Source organism: Arthrobacter sp. zg-Y769 (assembly GCF_020907405.1).
In the GTDB taxonomy this organism is placed as follows: domain Bacteria; phylum Actinomycetota; class Actinomycetes; order Actinomycetales; family Micrococcaceae; genus Arthrobacter_B.
This window is the reverse complement of sequence record NZ_JAJJOE010000016.1, coordinates 22,189-47,312: the sequence shown is the minus strand read 5'-3', so window position 1 is coordinate 47,312 and position 25,124 is coordinate 22,189. Positions and strand designations below refer to the sequence as shown.

Sequence of the window (25,124 nt, the reverse complement as noted above, 5' to 3'; positions counted from 1 at the left end):
GACCCCGGAGACCCATCCCCATGCCTATGCAACAGGAAACGGCGGATGACCTGATCCGGAAGATCTTCGCCCTGCAGCGTTCCCTGCGGTGCGTGACCCAGCGCAGCGCCGACATCGGCGGACCCGGTGTGGCACTGCAGGGCGTAATGCGGATGATCGGCGAAGACGGCGAGCTGCGGGCAACCGAGCTTGCCGCCAAGCTCGGCGTCGGCCCCGCCGGCCTCAGCCGCCACGTCGCTGAACTGGAAGAACTCGGCTACGTCCGCCGTCGCCCGCACCCGCAGGACCGCCGCGCCTACCTGATCAGCCTGACCGAGCTGGGGGAGTCGGTTCTCCGCGAAGCACTCAAGGGCCGGGCCGTGCTGCTGCAGGAGGCCCTTGCCGGCTGGTCCGAGGAGCAGGCCCAGCTTGCCTCCGACACCCTTGGAACGTTGTCAGACTCGCTCTTCACCTCAATCCGCCGAGCGCCCGGCACCGCCGGGCCGACTCCGCAAACCCCCGAATCCTATCCGCAGGAGCAAACAGCTAAGTGACCGAAACCAAGACCGTCCGGAAGAAACACGTCCCCGGCGAGATGAGCCACCGACAGATCCTGCAGGCCCTGACCGGCCTGCTTGCCGCGCTGTTCACGGCAATGCTGAGCACCACCATCGTGGCCAACGCACTGCCCACGATCATGGCGGACCTGCACGGCACCCAGACCGACTTCGCCTGGGTGGTCACGGCTGCCCTGCTGGCCAACGCGGTGAGCACCCCTATCTGGGGGAAACTCGCGGACCTGTTCAACAAGAAGCTGCTGGTGCAGCTGAGCATCGTCATCTTCGTCGCAGGCTCCGTCCTGGCCGGCTTCTCCCAGTCCATGGACCTGCTGCTCGCGGCACGCGTGGTCCAGGGCCTGGGCATGGGTGGCCTGACCGCGCTGGCCCAGGCCATCATCGGCTCCATCATTCCGCCGCGGGAGCGCGGCCGGTACTCCGGCTACATGGGTGCCGTCATGGCGGTGGCCACGGCCGGCGGCCCGCTGCTGGGCGGGTTCATCGTGGACAGCCCGCTGGGCTGGCGCTGGACCTTCTTCCTCTGCGTTCCGCTCGCCGTCGTCGCCCTCTTCCTGCTGCAGGTCACCCTGCACCTGCAGCATGTACGCCGTCCGGCCAAGATCGACTGGCTCGGCTCGATCCTGCTCACCGCGGGCGTCTCCCTGCTCCTGATCTGGGTCTCCTTCGCGGGCAAGCCGGACTACTACGACTGGTGGTCCTGGGAAACCGCTGCCATGGTGGGTGGATCCGTGATCCTGCTGGCCCTGCTGGTGCTGGTGGAGGCCAAGGTCTCCGAACCGATCATTCCGCTGAAGATCATCAGCGAGCGGACCACCGCCCTGGCCATCCTGGCATCCGTGGCCGTGGGCATTGCGATGTTCGGCTCCACTACCTTCCTGGGCCAGTACTTCCAGCTGGCCCGCGGCTTCAGCCCCACCGAAGCCGGGCTGCTGATGCTCCCCATGATCGCCGGCAACCTGCTCGGCTCCGTGGGATCCGGCCAGCTGATCACCCGCTTCGGCAAATGGAAGCGCTACCTGGTCATTGGCACCATCATGGTGATCGCAGGAACGGCCCTGGCCGGTTTCATCAACCACGAAACCGACATGGTCCTGGTCAGCCTGTTCATTTTCATCTTGGGCGTGGGCATGGGCCTGCTGATGCAGAACCTGGTGCTGGCCGTGCAGAACACGGTCAAGGTCACCGACGTTGGCTCCGCCAGCGCTTCGGTTGCCTTCTTCCGCACCGTCGGCGGCGCAATCGGCGTCTCGGTGCTGGGTGCGGTGCTTTCCAGCTCGGTCAGCCGACGCGTGGCGGAGGAACTGGACAAGGCGGGCATGCCGGCCGACGTCGGCGGCACCACTGCCACCCTGGACCTCGCTGGGCTCCCGGCCCAGGTTCAGGAATTCTTCCGGATCGCCTATGCGGAAGGAACGGCGGATATCTTCAAGATCGCCGCGGCGGTTGCCGTCATCGCCCTGGTGGCGGTGCTGTTCATCAAGGAGAAGGCACTGCGCCGGACCCTGGACATCAAGCCCACCTCCTCCAACCCGGTTGAGCCCGGGTTGGCAGGCGGTGCGGAAATGCTGCATACCGGTGCCATGTCCGCCGTCGAACCCGCTGCCGCACCGGACGCCGCTGCATCGGCGACGGAACCGGACGCCGCACCGCGGACCGACGCCACGGAAAAGGGCGGCACCGCCCGGCGGTAGCCCCTACTGCATGGTGAAACGCCGTGCAACGGCCCCGCCCAGCGCCGGGAACTGGAACAACCGTTCCAGCCCGGCGTTGCGCAGGGCCATCGCCCCTGCGGGGAGCGGTCGGCCCAGCACCATGTTGGCCTGCGCCTGGGCGGAGGCGACGACGGCGTCGCGGCGGCGGCGTCGTTCGAAGGACCGCAGTGCCGTGCCCACCGGGTTGCCGTGCAGCGACGCGGCAATGACCGGTGCCACGGCGGCGGCGTCCAGCCAGCCCAGGTTCATTCCCTGCCCGCCGATCGGACTGATCTGGTGGGCCGCATCTCCGATCAGGACAGTGCGTCCGGAAACCAGCCGGTGCGCCCGGCCGATCCGGACGCCGAACGCGCTCAGCATGGAATTTCCCGCCGCGTCCAGCCGGTGCCCGGTCCTCCGGCGGACCAGCCAGGCAAGCCCTGCGGGGGTCGGATCCTGCTGCAGCGCGTCGGTATGGACCACCCAGCGGCGCAGGCCGCCGGGCAGCGGGAAGGACTCCACAATCCCCTCCGGCTCGAGGTAGAGCACGCCGAGCGTCCCGTCATCGGTGCCGTCCGGGAAATCGCCCATCAGGTAGGTGTCCGGCAGCTCACGAGCTGACCAGCGCGTCCCGAGCGCCGTCCGGATCGGGGACCGGGCGCCGTCGGCCGCCACAAGGAGGGACGCCTCTACGGTGAACGGCCCGCCGCCGCCGGTACCGTTCACCCGAACCGCGGCACCGTGGTCGATGAAGGAATCAACCCGAGCCCCGCGGACCAGCGCATCGGGGTCCAGGGCCAGCAGGCGTTCCTCAAGCAGCTGTTCGGTGCGGATCTGCGGCAGGGTAAGCACAAAGGGGTACCGGCCCGACGCTGCGGCGAAGTCGAGGCGGGCCACGGTCCGCCCGGCGCTGCGGGCTTCTCCGTGGGTGATCCGGACGCCCTCCCGGGCCATCGTGGCGGCTATGCCGGCCCGGTCCAGGGATTCCAAGGCTGGAGGATGGACTCCGATGGCCCGTGAATGCCTGCTGCGGTCCGGCCGCTGTTCCAGGACCTGGACGGACACCCCCTCCTGCAGCAGCAGGATCGCCAGATACATGCCGACCGGCCCGCCACCGGCCACCACCACATCGGCACAGCGGCGGGGAACCCGGCGCGCAGCGGTCACCGCGGCTGCCGGCGGTTCAGCGGATGGCAGCTCAGCCCGCATGGAAGTCACCTCCATGGGCACGCGGGGAATGAACCAGCAGGTTCTGCCACGGCCGCTGCTGCAGGCTCTGCCAGCCCGGCGGCGTGACGGCGGCGAGTTCCGCCGCAGTGAAACTGCGCCGGATCGAGGTCAGGCCGTCGGCGCGGATGAAGGAGCCGGGGAAGAACGGCAGGGTTCCGAGCGAGAACAGGGCGTAGGCCCAGCGGCTGCGCTCTATGTCGCTGTGCAGGCACAACTTCCGGCCCAGGCGCTCCGAGTCCCCCAGCAGCGCCTGCAACTGAGCCGGTGTCAGATGGTGCAGCATGTGGTTGGAGATGACGACGTCGTAGGACAGCCCTTCCGTAACCAGTTCACTGCTGTAGGCCCGCCGGAAGGACAGTCCCGGCAGCGCCGGCAGCGCGGAGGCGAAAGCATGGGCCCGCGGGTCCGGGTCAATGGCGGTGATCTCCAGGGCGAACCCGTCCCGGCGGGCCCAGCGTGCGATGCAGCGGGGAACATCGCCTCCGCCGGAACCGATATCCAACAGTGTGCCGCCGCCGCTTGGTGCAAATATCGGACGAAGGTACCGGACGTAGTTGCGCCGCCACCCGGACACCACCGCATTGATCAGCCAGAACTGGGCGTAGGTCCGCTCGAGGCGCCGCCGGTCCGCGTCGGGCCGGTCCATCTCCTCCACCGCGTCCACAGCCCGGCTGGCCAAGGAGGGAAGCCCAGCTGTCATACCGCCGCGGGGGCGGGGACCCCCGCCGGTACTGCCTGCTCCGCCGGGGCGGCTGGCGAGACCGGCCCGCCGACCCGCGTGAACAATCCGGTCTCGACGGTGAGGCCCGGACCGAAGGCCATGGAGCAGATCCGCTCGTTGCCGCCGGTGAAGGGCTGCTCCAGGATGTACTTGAGGACAAACAGGACGGTGGCGCTGCTCATGTTGCCCATGGTGCGCAGTGTTTCCCGGGCCGGTATCAGTTGTTGCTCGCTCAGCCCGAGCTTCGCCTCGACTTTGTCCAGGATGCTGCGGCCGCCGGGATGGATGGCCCAGTGCCCGATCTCGCGGTAGGGGCGGACACTGACTGTTTCGTCATGGGCCAGCAGGGGTTTTAGGGCGCCGACAATGTGGTCGTCGATGATGTGCGGGACGTAGGTCCCCAGCACCATCTCGAAGCCTTCGTCGCCGATGTTCCAGGCCATGGCTTCCTCGCCCACCGGGGTGAGGATGGTTTCAAAGTGGTCAAGCTGGATGGCGGGCCCGGCGTCGGGCAGGTCTTCACGGGCGGTGATGACCGCGGCGGCGGCACCGTCGCCGAAGAGCGAGGATCCCATGATGGCGTCCGGGTCATTGGACGTACGTACGTGCAGGGAGCAGAGCTCCGCGCTGACCACCAGCACCACGGCATCCGGATTGGACTCGCAGAAGGATTTGGCGGCGCGCATGGCTGGGAAGGCCGCATAGCAGCCCATAAAACCCAAGTGGTAGCGCTCCACGGACGGGTTCAGTCCCAGGGCCCGTGTGACCTTGTAATCCGGGCCGGGATTAAAGAAGCCCGTGCAGGACACGGTGATGACGTGGGTGATATCTGCCGCCGCAATGCCCGCGCAGGAATCCAGCGCCTTGGCTGCGGCTTCAATAAAGAGTTTCGTGGCCTGCACCACGAAGATGTCGTTCCGGGTCTTGGTGCTGGGCCGCAGCAGCAGGCCGCTGCGGGCATCGTAGAACTGGGGATTCTCGGAGGTGTCGGTGAGCGAGAGTTCGGCCAGGGCGGTGCGGCGGGTGTCGATGGCCGCGGAATCGAAGCAGGTGCGTACCAGGCGCTCGCCGAGCCGGGTCAGGCCCGGCTGGGTCGCGAAAGCATCACGGACTTCGGACTGCACCAGAACGGTGGGCGGAATTGCAGTTTCCAGGGACCTGAGGGTAACCGTCATAGTCCATTGTTAAGGGATGGTGATGCTCTGCACAATGGCAGCGGTCCCGGGAAAGTTGCCGTTGGCTACTGGTTTGGCTACTGGTTTCGGCGCGGATGGGTGGCGGGTACGACCCGGCCCCGCGGGCGCGCCGACGCATACCACTGCCGGCACAACAGCACGATCAGCACCAGTTCGAGGATCCCTCCGCCGTAGTACATCACCAGCGCGCCCTGTTCGGCTGCCGCGGCCGAAATGCCGGGAGGCGGATCGGCATAGATGCTTTTGGCGAGGACGTTGTGTGCGGCGATCGAAAGGACCAGGACAATCGCGCGGAGCCGATAACCGGCCCGGTGGGGGGAGGGGTCCCGTCCGATCATGGCCGCAGTAAACAGGTAGCCGGCTGCCAGCAGGTGGAAGGTCACCAGCCAGTGCACCGGCATGGACTCCCGCATCGCCTGCAGCAGCCCGGTGCGGAACATCAGGATCATGCCGCCCGTATTCAGCACTGCGGCAGTGACCGGGAAGGACAGGAACCGGGCGAACCTGCTGCGCAGCAGCCGGGAGAGGCGCCGGGCAGGGAAAACATCGAGGGTACGCAGCGCCAGGGTGAACGGCCGGGAAAGCACCAGCAGCAGCGGCGAGAGCATTCCGGCCAGGAGGTGGGAAAGGCTCAGCACGGCGAAATCTTCATGGGCGAGATCGGCCAACGGGTTCAGCACCGTGACCAGGACGGCGGCAACGCCCATCGTGAAAAAGGCGGTCCGGTACCAGGGCCAGCGGCCCGAACGCGGCGACAATGCGCCCGCCCAATACGCAACCAGGGCGGTCACTGCCGGGATGAAGAACAGTGACTCCGCTCCGCCGCCGCCATGGCTATGCATTGGGTGAGGCCGTCGGTTCCCGCGGAACGGCAGCCCGGGTACGGTAGGTGAGCCACGCCCCGGCAAGGATCAGCAACACGGCAATGACGTTCCAGACCGTGTCGTACACCAGCAGGTCCACCTCGTAGCGGATCTGGTGAAGCCCCATCAGCTTGTGCTGCACCGTGCCGTCGTAAAGCTGGAAGACGCCCGCACCCAGCAGTACCCCGCCGATCCACCGCTGCAGGAGGGTCTCGTGCCATCGGCGCAGATCAGCGAACAGGAAGAGGCCGGCCACTACCGCGAACCAGCCGAAGGCGTGGAACAGCCCGTCCGAAAACAGCCCGACGGACGTGGTGGACCGGTCGTAGAAATGGTGCCACTGAAGGAGTTGGTGGAACACGACTTCATCAACGAAGCCAGCCAGCCCGATCCCGAAAAGCAGGCCGGAAACCAAGTTGCGCAGGCGCGGAGAGCGGCGCGTGCGGTGGGTGGAACTCATGCTTCGAACATAACACCGGCCCCGCACCGCCCGCAGGCGCGCGTGACATGCATCCACTCTCCGGCAAGGATGGGATGCATGTGGATTGGAGCCCTTGAACTGGACCTGCTGCTGGGAGACGTGCATTCCCTCAAGGGGAAACGATCGGTGGTCCGGCCGATCCTTGCCGAACTGCGGCGCAGGTTCGACGTCTCCGCCGCCGAGGTCGGCTCCCTGGACCTGCACCGCAGGTCCGGGATCGGCGTCGGAATCGTGGCAGCGGACCGCTCCCATGTGGTGGACGTGCTGGATGCCGCGGAACGGCTGGTCGCGGGCCGGCCCGAGGTGGAGCTGCTGAGCGCGCGGCGTCAACTGTTCACTGGGCAGGATTAGGCGCTACGCCCGGCATCCGCCCATCCGCAGCACAAATGGGGAACAATTGGCCGGGTGAGTCTTAGCGCCGTAGAACCCGTCAACGTTTCCCGATCCACCGATGAGCAGGTGATCGCCCAACTGGCCGCCGAGCTGGGGGTTGCGCCCTGGCAGGTCCGGGCGGCGGTGGAACTGCTCGACGGCGGCGCCACGGTTCCGTTTATCGCCCGGTACCGCAAAGAGGCCACCGGCACCCTGGATGACACCCAGCTGCGGGACCTGGACGAGCGGCTGCGGTACCTGCGCGAACTGCAGGACCGTCGCCGGGTAATCCTCGACGCGATTGACGCCCAGGGGAAGCTGACCGATGAGCTGCGGGCCGCCGTCGTCGGCGCCGAAACCAAGTCGCGGCTGGAAGACATTTACCTGCCCTACCGCAGTAAGCGGCGGACCAAGGCGCAGATAGCCCGCGAAGCAGGACTGGAACCGTTGGCCCAGGCGCTGCTGGCTGATCCCCGGCGGACCCCGGACGCGGAAGCGGCGCGGTACGTGCGCGAGGGGATCCCCGATGCCGCCGAGGCGCTCGCCGGAGCGCGGGCCATCCTGATCGAACGGGTCTCCCAGGACGCGGACCTGCTGACCGAACAGCGCGAAAAGCTCTGGCGGCAGGGACGGATGCGCTCGCAGGTACGCCCGGGAAAGGAAGCCGAAGGGCGCAAGTTCACCGACTACTACGACTTTTCCCAGTCGCCCTCCGGCATGCCCTCACACCGCGTGCTTGCCCTGCTGCGCGGTGAGAAGGAAGGGATCCTGGAACTGGCCTTGACCGAGGGGGACCCCTCGGACGCTGAGGCGCTGGCAGCCGCCCGGGCCCGTTACGAACGCTCCGTCGCCGCCCGCCTTGGCGTAGCGGACCGGGGGCGTCCCGCCGATGCCTGGCTGCTCCAGACCGTGCAGCTGGCCTGGCGGCGGATCCTGGCCAAGCTCTCGGTGGACCTGCGCGTCCGGCTCTTCACCGAAGCGGAAACCGAGGCGGTGCGGGTGTTCGCCGCCAACCTGCGGGACGTGCTGCTCGCCGCCCCGGCCGGAAACCGGACCACGCTGGGGCTCGATCCCGGACTGCGCACCGGCGTGAAGGTGGCCGTGGTGGACGGCACCGGCAAGGTGGTGGCCACCGATACCGTCTATCCGCACGCCCCGATGCGCCGCTGGGATGACGCCCTGGCCACCCTTGCCGGGTTGGTGAAGCAGCACGGGGTGGACCTGATCGCCATCGGCAACGGAACTGCGTCCCGGGAAACGGATCGGCTCGCCGCCGAGTTGATCCGGCTGGTGCCCGGCGGGTCGGTACGCAAGCTGGTGGTGTCCGAAGCCGGTGCCTCGGTCTACTCGGCGTCCGCCCTTGCCTCGGCCGAGCTGCCCGGTATGGACGTGTCCCTGCGCGGTGCCGTTTCCATTGCCCGGCGGCTGCAGGATCCGCTGGCGGAACTGGTGAAGATCGATCCGAAATCCATCGGTGTGGGCCAGTACCAGCACGACGTAACGCCGGCGAAGCTGGAGCGTTCCCTGGATGCGGTGATTGAGGACTGCGTTAACGCGGTGGGAGTGGACGTTAACACCGCCTCCCCGTCGCTGCTGGCCCGGGTGGCCGGCGTCGGGCCGCTGCTGAGCGAAAACATTGTGGCTTACCGTAACGCCAACGGTCGCTTTGCCCGCCGGCAGGACCTGCTGAAGGTACCTCGGCTCGGAGCGAAGGCCTTTGAACAATGCGCCGGGTTCCTGCGCGTCAGCGGGGGAACCGAGCCGTTGGACGGTACCAGCGTCCACCCGGAGTCCTACCCGATTGCCCGGAAGGTCCTTGCCGCGGCCGGGGCCACCATGAGCGCCTCGGGAGCGGATCTGGAGGGGGTGAATCCTGCTGCTTTTGTGGACGAGAAGGTAGGTCTTCCAACGGTTTTGGACATCATTGCCGAGCTGCGGAAACCCGGGCGGGACCCGCGGCCGGCCTTCGAAACCGCCAGCTTCTCGGAAGGGATCGAGAAGATTTCCGACCTGCGGCCGGGGATGGTCCTCGACGGCGTGGTCACCAATGTTGCGGCCTTCGGGGCATTCGTGGACGTCGGAGTGCATCAGGATGGGCTGGTGCACATCTCCGCAATGTCGCACACCTTCATTTCGGACCCCCGCGAGGTGGTCCGGTCCGGTCAGGTGGTGAAGGTCAAGGTGATGGAGGCGGACCCGGAGCGGAAACGGATTTCGCTGAGCCTGCGTCTCGACGACGACGCCGAGCCGGGCGGGCGGGCCGGGAATGCCAAGGCCGGGGCACCTCGGACCGGCACTCCGAAGGCCGGCGCGCCGAAAGCGAACACCCCCAAGACCGGGGCGCCTCGGGCCAACACCCCGAAAGCCAACATCCCGAAGGCCGGCACACCTATAGCCAGCGCACCTAAAGCCAACACGCCGAAAGCCAGCGCACCTAAAACCAGCGCACCGACCGGAGCGATGGCGGACGCCCTGCGGGCCGCCGGGCTGCTTAAGTAGCCAGGGGGCTACTCCGAGGGTGCCTCGGCTTCGGCTGCTTCGTCGGCCTTGTCCTGGGCGGCAGGCACGGCGCCGGCGGCCGAGGTTCCCTGATCGTCGCGGATGTTGCCGGCCGAATGCGAGGCGCTGCCCGGTGTCCGGGGTTCGCCCGTGGGCCCGGGCTGCGGAGCGCTGGGGCCGAGGGGATCCTCGGCGTCGTTTGCTGGTCCGGTGGGTTCAGTAGTCATGGTGTCCTCTCGGTGCTGGCTAGCTCTGGGTGATGATGCTGCCCAGCAGGCTCGTCTTCAGGGCGTTCAGCAGGGCCCGGGGGTTTTCATACACTTCCTGGGCGCCGGCCTCGCGCAGCTCGGCTTCACTTGTGCCGCCGCAGGTCAGGCCGATGGTGGGGATGGAGAGCTTCCCGGCTGCCTTCACGTCCCACACCGAATCGCCCACGAAGACGGTGTTTGCAGCCTCGAGCCCGCCGGCTTCCAGGGCAGCTTCGAGGATATCCGGCGACGGCTTGCTGGCCTCGGCGTCGCCCGAACTTGTGGCACCGGTGATGGCTGAGTCGGCCTCGATCACCGTGCGCAGGAATTTCAGTTCGGCGGCGGAGGCTGAGGATGCAAGGACCACGGTGAGGTCCTTGTCCGAGCAGGCGTTCAAGAGCTCGCTGGCTCCGTCGAAGGACCGCAGCGACGGCCACCAGGTGGAGAAGATGGCGCCGTGCGTGGCGTCGAGCTGCTCGTCCTCGTCCTTGTTACGGTCTTCGCCCAGCAGGTGCTCCACGAGCTTGTCGCCGCCCATGCCGATGGCACGGTGGATGGCGGACATCGGAACATCGTGCTCCATCCGACGAAATGCCTGCCACCAGGCAACCGCGTGCAGATAGTTGGAATCCACCAGGGTGCCGTCTACATCGAAAAGAACTCCGCGCTTGCCGTTGCTCGAACTGCTCATGCCGTGCCGCCTCAGTTTTGCTGGATGCTGATGTCTGGTTTCGAGTCTAACGGCGGTACCGGCAAGGCCGCTGCCCCTGCAGCCCCCGCCGCTGCGGCAGGCGTCCGTCCGGGCGGACCCAGGAAGACGCGCAGCTGTTCTTCGAGGATGCTGCGGTCCCGAAGTTCACACTCCCAAACCACCAGGACATCCCAGCCCAGGGCTGCCAGCCGTTCCCGGGCTGCTGCGTCCCGTTCGACCGTCCGTTTCCGTTTCGCTGCCCAGAACTCGCTGTTGGTCTTTGGTGCATGCTGTCCGGCACGGCAGGAGTGGAAGTGCCAGAAACAACCGTTGACGAAGAGGACCTTCCTGCGGCCGGCAAAAACCAGGTCAGGTTTTCCCGGAAGCCGAACCTTTCCAAAGGAGCCGTGCAGCCGGAACCGGTACCCCGCGGCGTGGAGGATGCCGCGGATCAGGAGTTCGGGTTTGGTGTCCTTGCCGCGTATGCGCGCCATGTTGCGGCTGCGCTGTTCCGGACTAACGGTATCGGTCATGGTTCCAGTCTAGGAACGGATCACGATTGCATTTCCCGCTACTCGTTTTAGTGCAGAGGGGATCCCCAGACTCCTAAGGTGACTTACGCTGGATGCACTGATAGACCCCTTACAAGGAGGTAAGTGATGTCGGGCTACTTCAAGCTGGTGGACGCCCACGAGGGAAGTTTCCGCATTAAGCTCATTGCCGGCGACGGAACGCTGATGGCAGTGTCCACTACTTTCGATACCAAGCAGGAGGCGGCAGCTGGAATCGCTCAGCTGCGGGAGATTGCAGGAACAGGTCCTGTAGTTGACCAGAGCCGGGATTCGGACGTACTGGGCGAAGCAAGGAAATCAGCCCCCAAGGCGGCTGCCAGCTGACGAGTCGACCATCCAGGAAACAGGCCTCCGGCTCCCTGATACGGGAGCCGGAGGCCTGTTCGGTTGCACTCCTGTTTGGTTGCACTAGGGATCGACACTAGCCCGGCACCAAAAACTCAGGTCTGGTCTTCGCCGCCTTCGGCCGGTTCCTGGGTGTGCTCCCGCTGCTCGTTCTTGTCGTCGTTGGTATCCCCTTCGGACGGCTCCTGCGGATGTGTCCGGTTGGAGTCCTTTTCCTCGTTGGCACTTTGTTCGCTCATGCGATTTCTCCGATTCGTTTCCAGCCGACACCGGCATCCACCGGTTCTCCTCGAGAGCGGCCCTACAATCCAGTCTAGAAACCTCTGCCCGAGTCTAGAACCCCCAAGCGCTTCACACGCACCGGGGGAACGGCTGTGACACGCCTGCATCGAACTGCTGGCCAGTATCCGCCGTCGCCGGTAGCGTGAGCCGGATGCAGCCTAAAGACGCAGATGTCATTGTTGTAGGAGCCGGGCTTGCCGGGTTGGTAGCCACGGCCGAACTGGTGGATGCCGGGCGTTCGGTGATCCTGGTTGAACAGGAGGGCGCCCAGAGTCTGGGCGGCCAGGCCTGGTGGTCCTTCGGCGGGCTTTTCCTCGTGGATTCCCCCGAGCAGCGCAGGCTGCGGGTGAAGGACTCCGTGGACCTTGCCTGGCAGGACTGGCTGGGTACCGCGGGTTTTGACCGCGACGAGGATTTCTGGCCGCGACAGTGGGCCGAGGCCTATGTGCACTTCGCCGCGGGGGAGAAGCGCGCCTGGCTGCAGCAAATGGGGCACCGGATCTTCCCGGTAGTGGGCTGGGCGGAGCGCGGTGGATACGGCGCCAACGGTCCAGGCAATTCCGTTCCACGCTTCCACATCACCTGGGGCACCGGCCCCGGGATCACCGCGCCCTTCGAGGCCAAGGTGCGCGACGGCGTCGAACGCGGCCTGGTGCGTTTCGCGTTCCGCCACCGCCTCGATGACCTGGTCCTGGCGGGCGGTGCCGTGACCGGTGTGCGCGGCAGCGTCCTGGAGCCGACGACGGCGCCGCGCGGCACTGCTTCCAGCCGCACCGTAGTCGGGGACTTCGAGTTCAGTGCCTCGGCAGTAGTAATAACCACCGGAGGTATCGGCGGGGACCACGACGCGGTCCGGGAGGCCTGGCCCGCGCGAATGGGCCCTGCACCCACGAACATGCTCAGCGGGGTGCCCGAGCATGTGGACGGACGGGGCATCGGAATTGCCCAGGCCGCCGGCGGGCGGGTGATCAACCCGGACCGTATGTGGCATTACGTGGAAGGAATCCGTAATTGGGACCCGGTCTGGAAGAACCACGGGATCCGCATCCTGCCCGGCCCGTCCTCGCTGTGGCTCGACGCTGCCGGAAACCGGTTGCCGGTGCCGTTGTTCCCCGGGTTCGACACCTTGGGAACGCTGGAGCACCTGCGCCGCGGCGGCTCCGACTACAGCTGGTTTATTTTGAACAAGGCAATCATCCGCAAGGAATTTGCGTTGTCGGGCTCGGAACAGAATCCGGACCTCACCGGGAAGTCACTCCGGGATGTGCTGAAGCGGGCCACTGCGGGTGTGCCGGCACCGGTGCAGGCCTTCCTGGACCACGGCGAGGATTTCATTACCGCCAATTCGGTCGAGGAACTGGTTGCCGGCATGAACCTGCTGGCCAAACGCTCGTCGGAGCAGGGGGACGCGCCCGTACTATCCGCTGAATCGGTGCGGCATGAGCTGGAGTCCCGGGACCGGGAGATCCGCAATCCGTTCACGAAGGATTCGCAGGTGACCGCCATCCGCGGGGCACGGACTTATTTGGGGGACCGGTTGATCCGCACCGCTGCGCCGCACCGCATCCTGGATCCGAAGGCCGGACCCCTGATCGCCGTCCGCTTGTCCGTACTGACCCGTAAGACCCTGGGCGGGTTGGAGACGGATCTGCAGTCCCGCGTCCTGGCCGACGACGGCACACCGGTCCCCGGCCTTTTCGCAGCCGGAGAGGCCGCCGGCTTCGGCGGCGGTGGAATGCACGGCTACCGCTCGCTGGAGGGGACGTTCCTCGGCGGGTGCCTGTTCAGCGGACGAGCTGCCGGTCGGGCTGCGGCCGGCTAGGCGACGGGTCTGTCACGGACCGCTGGCCGGGACACCTTTTTGGAGGTGTCCCGGCCAGCGGAGGGTTTTAGTTTTGCGGTGTAGCGGCTTTAGCCGGTGTAGCCCAGGGACTTCGCCTGGCGGTACACGCCGGAATAACGCCGCCCTCGCCGGAGTTGAGATGAACATGCAAAAGCATGTTGAGGAGTCCAAGATGGTGGATCGCAGGATTGTCGTGGTTTCGGGCGGATTGGGTGTTCCGTCGTCGTCCCGAATGCTTGCCGATGCCCTTGCCACTGCGGCCAAGGCCGAGATTGAGGGACTTGGGCTGAGCGCCAGCGTCAGCACCTTCGAACTGCGCGAATACGCGGTGGATATCGCCAACAACATGGTGACCGGATACGCCGCGCCGCGGTTGGAAGCGGCGATCAACGAACTTATTGCCGCCGATGCCCTGGTTGCCGTCACCCCGGTCTTCACGGCGTCCATGAGCGGGTTGTTCAAGTCCTTCTTCGACGTGGTCGACAACACCGCACTGGATGGCAAGCCCGTCCTGCTCGGTGCCACCGGCGGCAGCGCCCGGCACTCGATGGTGCTGGACTACTCCCTGCGGCCGATGTTCAGCTACCTGCGGGCACGGGTGGCTCCCACCGCCGTCTATGCCGCACCCGGTGACTGGGGAACAGGTGAAACCGGTACCGGCTCCCTGGACGAGCGGGTCCGCCGTGCCGCTGGAGAACTTGGAGCCCTGCTGGGTGATGCTCCCGTGCAAAAGCGCCGGGATCCGGCGCAGTCGCTTTCGTTCGAAGAGCTGCTCGCCCAAACGCAGCGGAAGTAACCCGGGACGGCGAACCCCGAGCGTTTTCCGGATCGAGTCTGCACGACTTACCGTTTTCCGGATCGAGTCCGCACAATTTACCGTTTTCCGGGCTGACATCGGTAAATTGTGCGGACTCGATTCTCAGGCCGGCCATCCGGACCCAATTGGCGCAGTGCGAACTGCTAAGTATCGACGCGGGGACCGGACGCGACGTCGCCGTCCCAGCCCAGATTGCTGGCCATCCGTTGCAGTACGGCCAGCAGGGCCCCGTATTCCTCTTCGGTGATGTTGTCCGTCATGAGTTGGCGGATACGGTCCACCGCACCGCGCAGGTTTTCCAGGCTGCGGCTGCCGAGATCGGTGAGCTGGTACTGGCCGTCTTCCAGGAGTACCCACCCGGATTCCCGCAGTTCCTCAATGAGTTCGGCGGAGGTGCCGGTCTCCACCGCGGGAAAGAAGGGGCGCAGGCCGTCCGACAGCTGCTTTTGGGTAGCGGGGCCGTCCACCAGCAGGTTCATCATTTGCCACTGCCGGCGGGTGACGCCGTGTTCTTCGAAGCTGGCGCCAAACTGGTCATCGACCAGCTGGTCGACGAGCTTGAGCCAGAATCCGATGGGACGCTCCTGATTCGCCATCACTCCACTGTACAAATCAAACCCTGTGCAGGGAATGGCAGCAGTGCAGGCAGCCGAGCCGGTGGCAGTTGAAGCGGGCTTGGGCGCCGCGCCGGGTTCAGGTGACCGGGGGGCGGGGTCCTGCTCAGTCGAAGCGGGCCTGGGTACCGCACCGGGGACAGGGGGCGGACCGGGCCAGGTCCAGGCAGACCGCACAGACGGGAAGGTCACCGGTGTCGTCCTGCAGCGGACGGTTGGGCATCTGTTTACCGCAGTAGGGGACCGGGCGGCGTGCACGGCTGCGTGCCCGCCGCTTGCAGGGGGTGCAGAAAACGTGCACCAGGTCGTCTTCATCCTTGGGGCGAGTCCCGACCGGCCGGACCAACGTTGATTCCTGGACGCTCATTGCCTTTCCTTGGTACGCATGTTGCTCGACCCGCGGCCGTCCGACGGCGGAAGCGGGCCTTGCTTCCAAGGTAACCGGTTCCATGCGCCGCAGAATTTGGCCGATCCCGGCGCCGGCGCGGGATTGAGCGGGTGTCGGCAGACGCAGGGTGCCCGAATTCACGTCGGGATCCGCTGCCGACGCAGTTCCGTTACGGCGGCAGCTCCGACGCAGGTCCGTTACTGCAGCAGTGACCGGATGTCGTCGGCCGTGAGCGCGGAACTGAAGACGGCGTCGTCGTCCATAACGGACGCGAAGAGCTTCGCTTTTTGCTCCTTGAGCGCCATGACCTTTTCCTCGATGGTGTCCTTGGCAACCATGCGGTAGACCATCACGTTGTTTTTCTGCCCGATCCGGTGCGTACGGTCCACGGCCTGCGATTCGGCGGCCGGGTTCCACCACGGATCCAGCAGGAAGACATAGTCCGCCTCGGTCAGGTTTAGGCCGAATCCGCCGGCCTTGAGGCTGATCAGGAACACGGGGACAACGCCGTCCTTGAAGGAGGCGATCACCTCGGCCCGGTTGCGGGTGGAGCCGTCGAGGTAGGCGTACTTGATGCCCTGTTCATCCAGGCGCTGCGCGGCCTTCTTCAGGAACGAGGTGAACTGGCTGAAGATCAGGGCGCGGTGGCCTTCGGCGGTAACGTCTTCGAGCTGGTCAAAAAGCACGTCCAGCTTCGCGGACGGCACGCCGTCGTACTCCTCCGGCTCAACGAGTGACGCATCCAGGCTGAGCATGCGCAACAGGGTGAGGGAACGGAAAACGATCATCCGGTTCCGGTCCATATCCTGGATCAGGCCCATGAGCTTCTGGCGCTCGCGCTGCAGGTGGGTCTCGTAGATCTTGCGGTGCTTGGGATGCAGCTCCACCTCGAGGACCTGCTCCTGCTTTTCCGGCAGGTCCTTGGCCACGGCTTCCTTGGTGCGGCGCATCAGCAGCGGACGGATACGCCGACGCAGCCGGGCCAGCAGATCCGGGCTGTCGCCGCGTTCGATGGGCCGCTGGTACTCATCGGTAAACTTGCGGGCGGAAGGGAACAATCCGGGGGCCACGATGGCGAACAGGCCCCAGAGCTCCATCAGGTTGTTTTCCATCGGGGTGCCGGTGATGGCCAGCTTGAACGGTGCAGGCAGGTCCCGGGCGCACTGGTGCACGCGCGTCACCCGGTTCTTGACGAACTGTGCCTCGTCCAGGATCAGGCCGTCCCACTCCAGCTTCCGGTAGGAGGCGAAATCCAGCCGGAACACGGCGTAGGAGGTGAGGACGACGTCGGCACCGGCCACCACCTCGGACAGCGGTACGCGGGACTTGCCGCTGGTGTCGGAGACCGTTACCACCTTTAGTCCGGGAGTGAAGCGTGCCGCCTCGGACGCCCAGTTCGGGACCACCGAGGTGGGGGCCACCACCAGGAACGGTTTACGGGCCGGCGGGGTCTCCGGTGATTCCGGAGTCGATTCGGCCTGCTTCTCACGGGCATGGGCGAGCAGGGCCAGGGTCTGCAGGGTCTTGCCCAGCCCCATATCGTCCGCCAGGATCCCGCCCAGGCCGTGGTCCCACAGGAAGGCCAGCCAGGTGAAGCCTTCGTGCTGGTAGGGCCGCAGGCTCGCCTGCAGCCCGGCCGGCAGCGGCACCGGGTCCACGGACTCCAGATCCAGCAGGGCAGAGACGGACTCCCGCCAGGCGACGGCTTCCTCGGTTTCCTCGGCCAGTTCCTCCAGTTCGGACCACAGTCCGGCCTGGTAACGGCTGATGGACAGTTCTCCGGTGTCCCATTCCTGCAGGCCCTGCGCTTCATTGATCAGGGCGTGCAGATGCTCGAACTCCGGACGGTCGAGGGAAAGGTACGTGCGGTCCACCAGCAGCAGCTTGGTTTTGCCCTGCGCAATGGCCTTGAAGATGTCCGCGAACGGCACCAGCCGGCCCTCGACGGTGACCATGACGGCCAGGTCGAACCAGTCGCGGCGTTCGGTCTCCACCGTGGTGATCTTCAGTTTCGGTGCCTCAAGCAGTTCCCGGTAATCGGGCCGTGTCCCGGAGATCTCCACCCGCACGCCGTCGAGCTTCTCCAGCTCCGGCAGGACATGCTCGGTGAACTCTGCGGCCTCTATCTCGCGAAGGGTCCGGTTGCGGGGTACGGCCCGCAGCGTTTTCCCCACGGTGGCCAGGAGTGCTGCCTCGGCGGGGACATCGCGGTAGGAGGCATCGTCGTCGTCCGCCGGCTTGCCGCTGTGCGGTACCCGGGTGAGCGGCAGCCGGGTCTCGGAGCTGCCATGCCGGTAGGACCAGTTCCAGGACAGGGTGAGCTGGTCCTCGGGGCCGAACGCGGCGGTGAGGACCAGGGCGGGCGGCTCGATCTCGGGGAACTCCACGGAGTCATCACTGCTGGTGACCGGCAGGACCTGCCGCAGCCGCGGGTAGAACTTCTCGAGGAAGACCGGGGCATCCGCCTTCGGCACCATCACGGGAGCGCCCTGCAGCAGCAGGCCCTTGTCCTGTTCGGTCAGGGTCTTGGCGGTGGGTGCCAGCGTGATGGTGTTCTGCGGTGACCGGAGGTAAATGCCGTGGCTGCCGATGATGCCGGCATCCTCCAGCGGCACCGGTGAGCCGTCCACTTCGAGCGTCGGCAGCAGCTGCAGCGGCGCCGGAGTCTCCCCGCCGGCGGCACGGACATCCAGGGACAGGGTGGCCAGTTTGCCCACCCGGACCGCGGTGTCCTTCTTGGTGCCGACAAACGGAATGCCCAGACGGACCGCTTCATCCAGCAACTGCCAGAGCAGGGGGTTGGCGAAGTCGTCGAGATACAGCCAGGAATCGTTCTGACCGAAGTAGCTCACGCCGTTGGAGCGGTGCAGCGCCGGGAACTGGGAGAACCAGCGGTGCTGGTCCGGATCCAGCCGCAGCCCGTAGGTCTGGTAGCTGATGTTGCTCCAGGCCAGGTTGTTCTTGACCCAGTTGCCCTTGGAGTTGCGCACCACCGGACGCACGCCCAGGCGGAAGGGCGTGGCCCGGTGCCGGCTGCGCGGGGCGGGGGCGGCGCCCCACCGGGACGCGGCGGCGGCGACGATGTTCCGCAGTTCGAACTGCAGTGCCAGGGGAGTGGTTTCAACGGGCTTGGTGCTGTCTGCCAGATCCGCATCGATCAGGGTCTGCAGCGACTGCTGCCAGGCGGGCACGGTTGACCGGATGGCGGGGGCGGAGAGCTCCTGCCGGGAAATCAGATGCTCGGTGTTGCTTTGCAGTGCTGCCGCGGCGACGTGCTTGCAGTCGAAGCCCAGGGGGCAGCTGCAGTGGTTATCCAACAGGCGGTAGTCGCCTTGGCGTTTGGCGCCGAGCTGCAGCATGGTCCGGTAGGGGACCGCGGCGCTGCCGCGGACGGAGGCGCGCAGCACCTCCCCTTGGGCATCCCACTCCAGGGCTTCCACGGCGCCGCCCTTGGCATAGGTCTGGCCCCGCTGAAACGCCGACCCGCCGACCACGCGGATGACGTCGGTAACGTCTACGAGCGGAGGGGTTTCGAGCATGGTTTTATCGTCTCACGCAGCACTGACGGTTTCCGCCGCCGGTTCCGGCGCCCGTTCCGGCGGGGGATTTGGCGGGCGCCGGGGTGTCCTGTTTAGGATGTTAGTAGCGCGGGTCACAACGGCGTGATCTGCGCGTATGTTTTCCGCCGGGGACACGGGTTCCGCGCTCCTGCAGGTCGAGGGTCCCGCCGGCCTTCCGTTTTCGCGTTGCGCTATTATCGCCGCATGAATGATGCTGCTGGTCTCCAGGAATGGTCTTCTGCCCTGCTTGCCGGTGAGCGGGTCCGCTTCCGGGAGCTTCGTGAACAGGACCTCGCACACCTGGCCGAGTGGTGGAATGACCCGTCCCAGGCGATCCTTCAGCAGAACCGGGTCACCGTCCGTCCGCAGGAGACAGCGGCAGCGATGTTCCGGACCTGGAGCAAGAACGAGTCACCGTCGGGCTTCGGTTACAGCATTGTCAATCCTGCCGAAAAGCTGATCGGACACATCACTGCCTGGGGCATTTCCGTCCCGGAACGGATTGCCACCATGGCGATTGTCCTCAGCCCGGAATACCAGGACCAGGGCCTGGGGCGGGAATCCCTACAGCTCGGACTGCGGATTGTCTTTGAGGAAATGGGCGCGCATAAAGCCGAGCTGCAGACATGGTCCTATAACCAGCGGGCGATCCACCTGTATCGGTCGCTGGGGTTCCGGGAAGAGGGACGACGCCGCGCGGCCGTGTTCCACCGCCGAGAGTTCCACGACCAGGTGCTGCTGGGGATGCTGGAGGAAGAGTACCGGGGCGCTGCGGACTAGCCCGATTCACTCCCGGCACCGGTATTGAGGTCGGCATCCATCCGGGCAACCCAATCCCGCAGGAGGGCCGCGACCAGTGCGGGGCGTTCCAAATGGAGGTTGTGCCCGGCGGCGTCCAGCACGGTGAAGGTTCCACGCGGGTAGTGCTCCCGCAGCGCCCAGCCGTCTTCATACCCTGTGACGTGGTCCTGCCGGCCAAAGATATGCAGGGATGGTGCTTCAAACGGTTCCGGATAGGCTGCCTCCGGCTCGGCGTCGAGCGCGTAATCCGCGGCAATCCGTTCGATCAGTGCCTGGTCCGCGCCCCGGAGGCCCGGCAGGACGTAGCGGGAAAACGCAGCCAGCGTATCGGCGCTCTGCAGGACTGCCATCTCCCGGAAATCCTCCGTGGCGGTATCCGTCGGCAGTGCCGGGTCCCGGGAGATGATCCGCCGGTCCGGCAGTATCCGGTCCTCGTGGCTCGCGGTGACCACCGACACAAGCGTCGCAAGTCCGAGCACCTGGTCCTTCAGGGCATGGGCAACATGCCGGACGATCATGCCGCCGAAAGAATTCCCGACCAGTGCGAACGGTTCCTCGCCAAGATGCTGCCGGATCTCCTGCACGACGCCGTCGGCCACCTCCTGGGTGCCGGCGGCAGTCGGAGATGCCAACTCGGTCCAGGGAAGGTCGAGATAGATCCGCCGCCAGCCGAGCCCGTCGAGGGCGCCTTCCAGGGGCAGCATGATGCGGTGGTCCACCTCGAACCCGTGCACCAGTACCAGGGGTCTGCCGTGTCCTATCTCGCGGGCTATCACCCCGCGATCCTATGCGTGCTCCCGGTCTGGCAGACGGAGCGACTGGCCGGAGGAATCTGCCTAAGCCGTCAGCAGTACGGCCCGGACAGCAGCTACCCCGCTGCCTGTGCTGCAGCGTTGCCCTGTGGCTTCACCACCGGGAAACTGCCATGCGGTTCATCGTCCTCTTCGAAATGGTTGTAGGCCCGTCCCACAATCAGCGGATCCGGTGCATGCGCAATGGAGCGGTCCTTGTTCGGGTACTCCACGGTGCTGAGCACATGCCGCATCGCTTCGAGCCGGGCGCGTTTCTTGTCATTGGATTTCACCGCGGTCCAGGGGGCGTCCCCGGTGTCCGTGTAGAAGAACATGGCTTCCTTCGCCTCGGTGTAGGCGTCCCACTTGTCCAGGCTGGCCAGGTCGGTAGGGGAGAGCTTCCATTGCTTCACGGGATCGGTTTCCCGGGCAGCGAACCGGGCCATCTGTTCGGCACGGCCCACCGAAAACCACAGCTTGTGCAGCAGGGTGCCGGAATTAACGAGCATCCGTTCGAGCTCCGGAACCTCCCGCATGAATTCCAGATACTGCGCCGGGGTGCAGTACCCCATCACGCGTTCGACGCCGGCACGGTTGTACCAGGAGCGGTCCATCATCACGATCTCCCCGCCGCTGGGCAGGGTCCGGATATACCGCTGGAAGTACCACTGGGTCTGCTCCTCGGAGGTGGGCTTCTCCAGCGCCACCACCCGTGCGCCGCGGGGGTTCAGGTGCTCATCGAACCGCTTGATCGCTCCGCCTTTGCCGGCGGCGTCGCGGCCCTCAAAGATGATGAGCATTTTCTGGCCGGTTTCCTTGACCCAGAGCTGCATCTTCAGCAGTTCAATCTGGAGGCGGCGCTTCTGCCGGTCATAGGTGCGCCGGCTGAGCTTGGTGTCGTAGGGGTAGTTCTGCCGCCACGCGTCGTCGTCCACTTGGATCTTGAGCTTTTTGCCCTTCTTTTTCAGCTCCTGCAGCTCATCGAGTTCCTGCGCGTAGTCCTCAGCGACTGCCACCCGCTGCCCGTCAAGACTTTGCCCGTCCGGCTCCAGTCCGTTTGCTGCTGCCGGCTGCTGGGTCGAAACTTCCTTGGTGCCGTTCTTATTGTTTGCCATGACATCTCCGCTGACATTTTTCGCTGCAGGATCCGTTTTTCCGAATTTACGCGGCACTGCCGACCGTTGGAAGAGGGAACGGGTCTCTGTGCACAACGGCGGCGGGCAGCATGGGCGGCGCGCCTGAACGGGAGCCGGTGCCCTGCCGCAGATAATGGTTGGCGATGACTTCACTACGCACCAAAGCTCTGTCCCTCGTTGCCCTGCTCGCACTCGCTGCCGTCGGCTGCACCCCGGTTACCGATTCCGGCACGGCCCCGTCCTCCGGCACAGCAGAATCGGCAACCGCCCACCCCTCCGCGACCCGGCCGGCCGACGTCGAGCCCGCACCGCCGGCATCCGCTGCGCCCGCCGCCCCCGCCGCGGCCGGCACGGCGCTGGACCAGCTGGCCGGCATCCCGATCAAGGGCCGCGCGCCGAAGACCGGCTACGACCGCGATCAGTTCGGTCCGGCCTGGGCCGATACGGACCGCAACGGCTGCGACACCCGCAACGACATTCTCGCGAGGGACCTCGTGGACGTGGTGTACAAGGACGGAACCAGGGAGTGCGTCGTTGCCTCGGGCACGTTCCTGGATCCCTACACGGGAACCACCATTGCGTTTGTCCGCGGCAACACCACCAGCACTGCCGTCCAGATCGACCATGTGGTGGCGCTCTCGGACGCCTGGCAAAAGGGGGCACAGCAGCTGTCCGCCGAGGAACGCCGGCAGCTGGCGAACGACCCGCTGAACCTCATGGCTGCCGACGGCCCGGCCAACGGCTCGAAGTCCGACAGCGACGCCGCCACCTGGCTGCCGGCCAACAAGGGGTTCCGCTGCGAGTATGTCGCCCGGCAGACCGCGGTCAAGGCCGAATACCGGCTCTGGATGACGCAGGCCGAGCACGATGCCATTGCCGCCGTGCTCGCCGGCTGCCCTGATGAACCGGTTCCCGCCCGGGACGGAACCGCGGCTGACGCGGCGGCTGAGGCGGCACCTGCTGCAGCACCGGCCCCCGCACCCGCCGTGGAACCGGCCCCTGCTGCACCGGCCCCTGCTGCACCCGCCGGAACCAGCTACGCCAACTGCACCGCCGTCAAGGCAGCCGGCGTTGCCCCGATCCGCGCCGGTGACGCCGGCTGGGATCCGAAGTTCGACCGCGACGGCGACGGCGTGGGATGCACGTCCTGAGCCACCGCAACGCAGCAGGCCCCTCCCCAAGCAAAAATGCTGCCGGGGAGGGGCCTGCTGCGTAAAACGAGTTGGCGCAGTTACCGCACGGCAGCAGGCGAAGCTACCGTCGCGGCATGGTCCGGCGAGTACCGGAAGAAGTTGACCACGTCGTACATTGCCTGGCTGCCGTTGGTATAGGTGATGCCGATACCAATGGTGTTCAGCCTCGGATCGCTCAGGATCGCGTTGTGGCCGGGCGAGTTGATCCACTGCTGCACCATGGCGGCGCCGCTCCGGTCATAGCGGGATGCGATCACCTCACCGGCCCTCGTCCGCCCCGCCAGGGTGGGGGAGGCAGCATAGTTCGGGTTGCACTTCACCGGTTTCAGGCCCTTCGTGGCACGGAACGCATTGATTCCGGCGAAGATATCGGCCACGGTCTGCTTGTTGGAATCGCGGGCTGCCGCAGCAGCTATTTCCCGAGCTCCTCCGCCAGCGTCAGAGCAGCGGTAATCAACGCCAGGTGGGAGAGTCCCTGCGGGAAATTGCCGAGGAAGGAATGGTCCTCCGCGATCATCTCGGTGAACAGGCCGACGTCGTTGGCCAGCGGAACCAGCTCATCCATCAGCGCCGCGGCTTCCTCCCGCCGCCCCACCCGGTCCAATGCCGCAGCCATCCAGAACGCACACGCGACAAAGGTCCCCTCCTCCTTCTCGGCTCCGCTGAAGCGGTACAGCAGCGGTCCCCTGCCAAGTTCGCTCCGCAGGGCGTCCAGGGTCGAGGACATCCGTTCGCCGCGGTCAAAGCCGCTGATGGCGTGCAGCAGGATCGAAGCGTCCAGCTGGTCCGTGCCGGGATACCAAACGTAGCTGCCCCGCTCCTCGGACCAGCAGTTGGTTGCCACCCAGTCGCGGATGCGTTCCTGCTCGGCGCGCCAGCGTTCGGGGTTTCCCGGGATCTGCCCAAGGTCGGCCAGATGCGAGGCGCAGCTCAGCGCATGCCAGCAGCCAAGCTTGGAGGTGGTGTAATGCCGTTCCTCGTCCAGCTCCCACATGCCCGAATCCTTCCGCTGCCACACATCGCAGGCGAGGTCAGCGAGGTCTGCGAGGTAACGGCCCGTGCCGGTATCCAGGACATGCCCGGCGTCCACATACATCTGGACAATGTTGAACAGGTCGCCGAAGACCCCCATCTGCAGCTGCGTGGCGGCGTCATTGCCGTTGACCACCGGCCCGATGCCTCGCCAGCCGGGCATATCGAGGATTTCCACGCCCTCGGCCCGGTTGCCGTTCAGCCGGGTGAAGACCTGTAGCTCGTCGCCCTGCCGGCGCACGCTCTTGAGCATTCCCGACACGGCCGCGTGGACTTCCTCGCGCAGGCCGAACCGGATCATGGCGTGCAGGGTATACGCCGTATCCCGCACCCAGGCGTAGCGGTAGTCCCAGTTCTTGCCGCCGTTCAGGTTCTCCGGCAGCGACGTCGTCGCTGCGGCGGCGATGGCGCCGGTGGGGCTGTGCAGGAGCAGTTTCAGGGCCAGGGCGCTGCGCTCGACGGCGTCGGCCCACGGACCGTCGTACTGGAACTCCCGGGACCAGGCCTGCCAGTTGGCGATAGTGCGGTCCACGCCGTCATCGATGGTGTCCAGCTCCGGCAGCGGCAACGGCTCTTCATGGGTCGAGATGACGGCCAGCAGGTGCCGCGATCCGGCCTTGGCAGTGAAACGTCCGCTGATGCCGCGGTCCGAAACGTGCTGTGTTGCGGGATTTTCAGCGCCGGTTCCCTCAGTGCCGATGCCCCGGCCGCGCACCGCCATCGTAGTGCCCTGCACCTGTAGGACGGGACCGTGCACGGAATGCTGCACCCACGGTGAGGCGGTGTTGAAGCTGCTGCCCGGGGTAACCGCCCAGCGCATGGGGACTTCCCCTTCAAGGCCCTCGATCCGCCGTGCCAGTTCGCCCCACGGAAGCCGGCCGGCCACGCCCGTATTCAGCGAGTCGGTGATCCGGACGCGTCCGGTGGCAGTGGAAAACGTGGTGGCGAGGACGTTGGTGCCCTCCACATAGGAACGCTCAACGGTGAAGTCCGCGACGGGACGCAGCTCGATCTGCCCGCCGTGCGCCGCATCAAGCAGCCGGGCGAACGCGGGAGTGGAGTCCAGATCCGGGGTGGGGTACCAGTCGATGGATCCGTCCAGGGCTACGAGTGCCACTGTCCGGCCGTCGCCGATTGCACCGTAGGATCGCAGGTCCACGTAGCCGTCCCTGCGGTCGGGTTGCGGCAGGCTCATGCAGAA

At 66.3% G+C, this 25,124-nt stretch carries 25 protein-coding genes; 9 read left to right on the top strand and 16 right to left on the bottom strand.

What is annotated here, in order from left to right:
• The first annotated feature begins 20 nt into the window (after positions 1 to 20).
• Positions 21 to 533, top strand: coding sequence for a MarR family winged helix-turn-helix transcriptional regulator (locus LOC60_RS14700; protein WP_230026376.1), 513 nt, complete (start codon positions 21 to 23; stop codon positions 531 to 533).
• A gap of 41 nt (positions 534 to 574) precedes the next feature.
• Complete coding sequence (locus LOC60_RS14695; RefSeq protein ID WP_442860427.1) at positions 575 to 2,248, top strand: MDR family MFS transporter; 1,674 nt, start codon at positions 575 to 577, stop codon at positions 2,246 to 2,248.
• Positions 2,249 to 2,251: 3 nt separating this feature from the next.
• On the opposite strand, the gene LOC60_RS14690 is transcribed toward LOC60_RS14695, so the two are convergent.
• The 5 genes from LOC60_RS14690 to LOC60_RS14670 form a co-directional block, all read right to left on the bottom strand.
• Positions 2,252 to 3,457 carry an FAD-dependent oxidoreductase gene (locus tag LOC60_RS14690; protein WP_230026375.1) on the bottom strand — a complete coding sequence of 402 codons (1,206 nt, stop codon included), beginning with the start codon at positions 3,455 to 3,457 and terminating at the stop codon, positions 2,252 to 2,254.
• The gene (locus tag LOC60_RS14685) at positions 3,447 to 4,157 is read right to left on the bottom strand and encodes a class I SAM-dependent methyltransferase (RefSeq protein WP_331460834.1); all 711 of its coding nucleotides are present in this window, start codon (positions 4,155 to 4,157) and stop codon (positions 3,447 to 3,449) included. The genes LOC60_RS14690 and LOC60_RS14685 overlap by 11 nt, the downstream gene beginning before the upstream one ends.
• Before the next feature lie 17 nt (positions 4,158 to 4,174).
• Positions 4,175 to 5,374 carry a type III polyketide synthase gene (locus LOC60_RS14680; RefSeq protein WP_230026373.1) on the bottom strand — a complete coding sequence of 400 codons (1,200 nt, stop codon included), beginning with the start codon at positions 5,372 to 5,374 and terminating at the stop codon, positions 4,175 to 4,177.
• A 77-nt stretch (positions 5,375 to 5,451) separates the two neighbouring features.
• Positions 5,452 to 6,237: a cytochrome c oxidase assembly protein gene (locus LOC60_RS14675; RefSeq protein WP_230026372.1), complete on the bottom strand. Its 786-nt coding sequence runs from the start codon at positions 6,235 to 6,237 to the stop codon at positions 5,452 to 5,454.
• On the bottom strand, positions 6,230 to 6,718 hold the full coding sequence (locus tag LOC60_RS14670; protein ID WP_230026371.1) for a DUF2243 domain-containing protein: 489 nt from the start codon (positions 6,716 to 6,718) through the stop codon (positions 6,230 to 6,232). Before LOC60_RS14670 ends, LOC60_RS14675 begins: the two co-directional genes overlap by 8 nt.
• A 78-nt stretch (positions 6,719 to 6,796) precedes the next feature.
• Here LOC60_RS14670 and LOC60_RS14665 point away from each other — a divergent pair, with 78 nt between their 5' ends.
• Both LOC60_RS14665 and LOC60_RS14660 read left to right on the top strand, forming a co-directional pair.
• Positions 6,797 to 7,090, top strand: a complete 294-nt coding sequence (locus LOC60_RS14665) for a DUF503 domain-containing protein (protein ID WP_230026369.1) — start codon at positions 6,797 to 6,799, stop codon at positions 7,088 to 7,090.
• A gap of 54 nt (positions 7,091 to 7,144) precedes the next feature.
• Complete coding sequence (locus tag LOC60_RS14660; RefSeq protein WP_230026368.1) at positions 7,145 to 9,610, top strand: Tex family protein; 2,466 nt, start codon at positions 7,145 to 7,147, stop codon at positions 9,608 to 9,610.
• Positions 9,611 to 9,618: 8 nt separating this feature from the next.
• Here LOC60_RS14660 and LOC60_RS14655 read toward each other — a convergent pair whose 3' ends face one another.
• The 3 genes from LOC60_RS14655 to LOC60_RS14645 are packed head-to-tail and all read right to left on the bottom strand — an operon-like array spanning position 9,619 to position 11,082.
• Positions 9,619 to 9,837 (bottom strand): hypothetical protein, encoded by a 219-nt coding sequence (locus LOC60_RS14655; protein WP_230026367.1) that lies wholly within the window; start codon positions 9,835 to 9,837, stop codon positions 9,619 to 9,621.
• Between the two features lie 19 nt (positions 9,838 to 9,856).
• Entirely contained in the window at positions 9,857 to 10,549 is a 693-nt protein-coding gene (locus LOC60_RS14650; protein WP_230026366.1) for an HAD family hydrolase, read from the bottom strand.
• 11 nt (positions 10,550 to 10,560) lie between these two features.
• The gene (locus LOC60_RS14645; RefSeq protein WP_230026365.1) at positions 10,561 to 11,082 is read right to left on the bottom strand and encodes a very short patch repair endonuclease; all 522 of its coding nucleotides are present in this window, start codon (positions 11,080 to 11,082) and stop codon (positions 10,561 to 10,563) included.
• Positions 11,083 to 11,208: 126 nt separating this feature from the next.
• On the opposite strand from LOC60_RS14645, the gene LOC60_RS14640 reads away from it, so the two are divergent.
• Positions 11,209 to 11,445, top strand: coding sequence for a YegP family protein (locus LOC60_RS14640; RefSeq protein ID WP_230026364.1), 237 nt, complete (start codon positions 11,209 to 11,211; stop codon positions 11,443 to 11,445).
• A gap of 116 nt (positions 11,446 to 11,561) precedes the next feature.
• Here LOC60_RS14640 and LOC60_RS14635 read toward each other — a convergent pair whose 3' ends face one another.
• Positions 11,562 to 11,705, bottom strand: coding sequence for a hypothetical protein (locus LOC60_RS14635; RefSeq protein ID WP_230026362.1), 144 nt, complete (start codon positions 11,703 to 11,705; stop codon positions 11,562 to 11,564).
• A 194-nt stretch (positions 11,706 to 11,899) separates the two neighbouring features.
• On the opposite strand from LOC60_RS14635, the gene LOC60_RS14630 reads away from it, so the two are divergent.
• Positions 11,900 to 13,570 carry an FAD-binding dehydrogenase gene (locus tag LOC60_RS14630; RefSeq protein WP_230026361.1) on the top strand — a complete coding sequence of 557 codons (1,671 nt, stop codon included), beginning with the start codon at positions 11,900 to 11,902 and terminating at the stop codon, positions 13,568 to 13,570.
• 166 nt (positions 13,571 to 13,736) lie between these two features.
• The gene (locus LOC60_RS14625; RefSeq protein WP_442860426.1) at positions 13,737 to 14,387 is read left to right on the top strand and encodes an FMN reductase; all 651 of its coding nucleotides are present in this window, start codon (positions 13,737 to 13,739) and stop codon (positions 14,385 to 14,387) included.
• A gap of 164 nt (positions 14,388 to 14,551) precedes the next feature.
• On the opposite strand, the gene LOC60_RS14620 is transcribed toward LOC60_RS14625, so the two are convergent.
• From LOC60_RS14620 to LOC60_RS14610, 3 genes are all read right to left on the bottom strand, one after another.
• Positions 14,552 to 15,004 (bottom strand): MarR family winged helix-turn-helix transcriptional regulator, encoded by a 453-nt coding sequence (locus tag LOC60_RS14620; protein WP_230026359.1) that lies wholly within the window; start codon positions 15,002 to 15,004, stop codon positions 14,552 to 14,554.
• A gap of 124 nt (positions 15,005 to 15,128) precedes the next feature.
• Entirely contained in the window at positions 15,129 to 15,389 is a 261-nt protein-coding gene (locus LOC60_RS14615) for a hypothetical protein (protein ID WP_230026358.1), read from the bottom strand.
• A gap of 218 nt (positions 15,390 to 15,607) precedes the next feature.
• Complete coding sequence (locus LOC60_RS14610; RefSeq protein WP_230026357.1) at positions 15,608 to 18,949, bottom strand: DEAD/DEAH box helicase; 3,342 nt, start codon at positions 18,947 to 18,949, stop codon at positions 15,608 to 15,610.
• Positions 18,950 to 19,174: 225 nt separating this feature from the next.
• On the opposite strand from LOC60_RS14610, the gene LOC60_RS14605 reads away from it, so the two are divergent.
• Positions 19,175 to 19,750, top strand: a complete 576-nt coding sequence (locus LOC60_RS14605; protein ID WP_230026355.1) for a GNAT family N-acetyltransferase — start codon at positions 19,175 to 19,177, stop codon at positions 19,748 to 19,750.
• Here LOC60_RS14605 and LOC60_RS14600 read toward each other — a convergent pair.
• Positions 19,747 to 20,547 carry an alpha/beta fold hydrolase gene (locus tag LOC60_RS14600; protein ID WP_230026354.1) on the bottom strand — a complete coding sequence of 267 codons (801 nt, stop codon included), beginning with the start codon at positions 20,545 to 20,547 and terminating at the stop codon, positions 19,747 to 19,749. The genes LOC60_RS14605 and LOC60_RS14600 overlap by 4 nt on opposite strands.
• A 92-nt stretch (positions 20,548 to 20,639) precedes the next feature.
• A complete protein-coding gene (gene ppk2 / locus LOC60_RS14595) occupies positions 20,640 to 21,677 on the bottom strand; it encodes a polyphosphate kinase 2 (protein ID WP_230026353.1) in 1,038 nt (345 codons plus the stop codon).
• A 164-nt stretch (positions 21,678 to 21,841) separates the two neighbouring features.
• On the opposite strand from ppk2, the gene LOC60_RS14590 reads away from it, so the two are divergent.
• Positions 21,842 to 22,849 carry a GmrSD restriction endonuclease domain-containing protein gene (locus LOC60_RS14590; protein WP_230026352.1) on the top strand — a complete coding sequence of 336 codons (1,008 nt, stop codon included), beginning with the start codon at positions 21,842 to 21,844 and terminating at the stop codon, positions 22,847 to 22,849.
• An 80-nt stretch (positions 22,850 to 22,929) separates the two neighbouring features.
• On the opposite strand, the gene LOC60_RS14585 is transcribed toward LOC60_RS14590, so the two are convergent.
• Both LOC60_RS14585 and LOC60_RS14580 read right to left on the bottom strand, forming a co-directional pair.
• The gene (locus tag LOC60_RS14585) at positions 22,930 to 23,268 is read right to left on the bottom strand and encodes a CAP domain-containing protein (RefSeq protein WP_230026351.1); all 339 of its coding nucleotides are present in this window, start codon (positions 23,266 to 23,268) and stop codon (positions 22,930 to 22,932) included.
• 35 nt (positions 23,269 to 23,303) lie between these two features.
• A complete protein-coding gene (locus tag LOC60_RS14580; RefSeq protein ID WP_230026350.1) occupies positions 23,304 to 25,118 on the bottom strand; it encodes a glycoside hydrolase family 15 protein in 1,815 nt (604 codons plus the stop codon).
• Positions 25,119 to 25,124 lie beyond the last annotated feature (6 nt).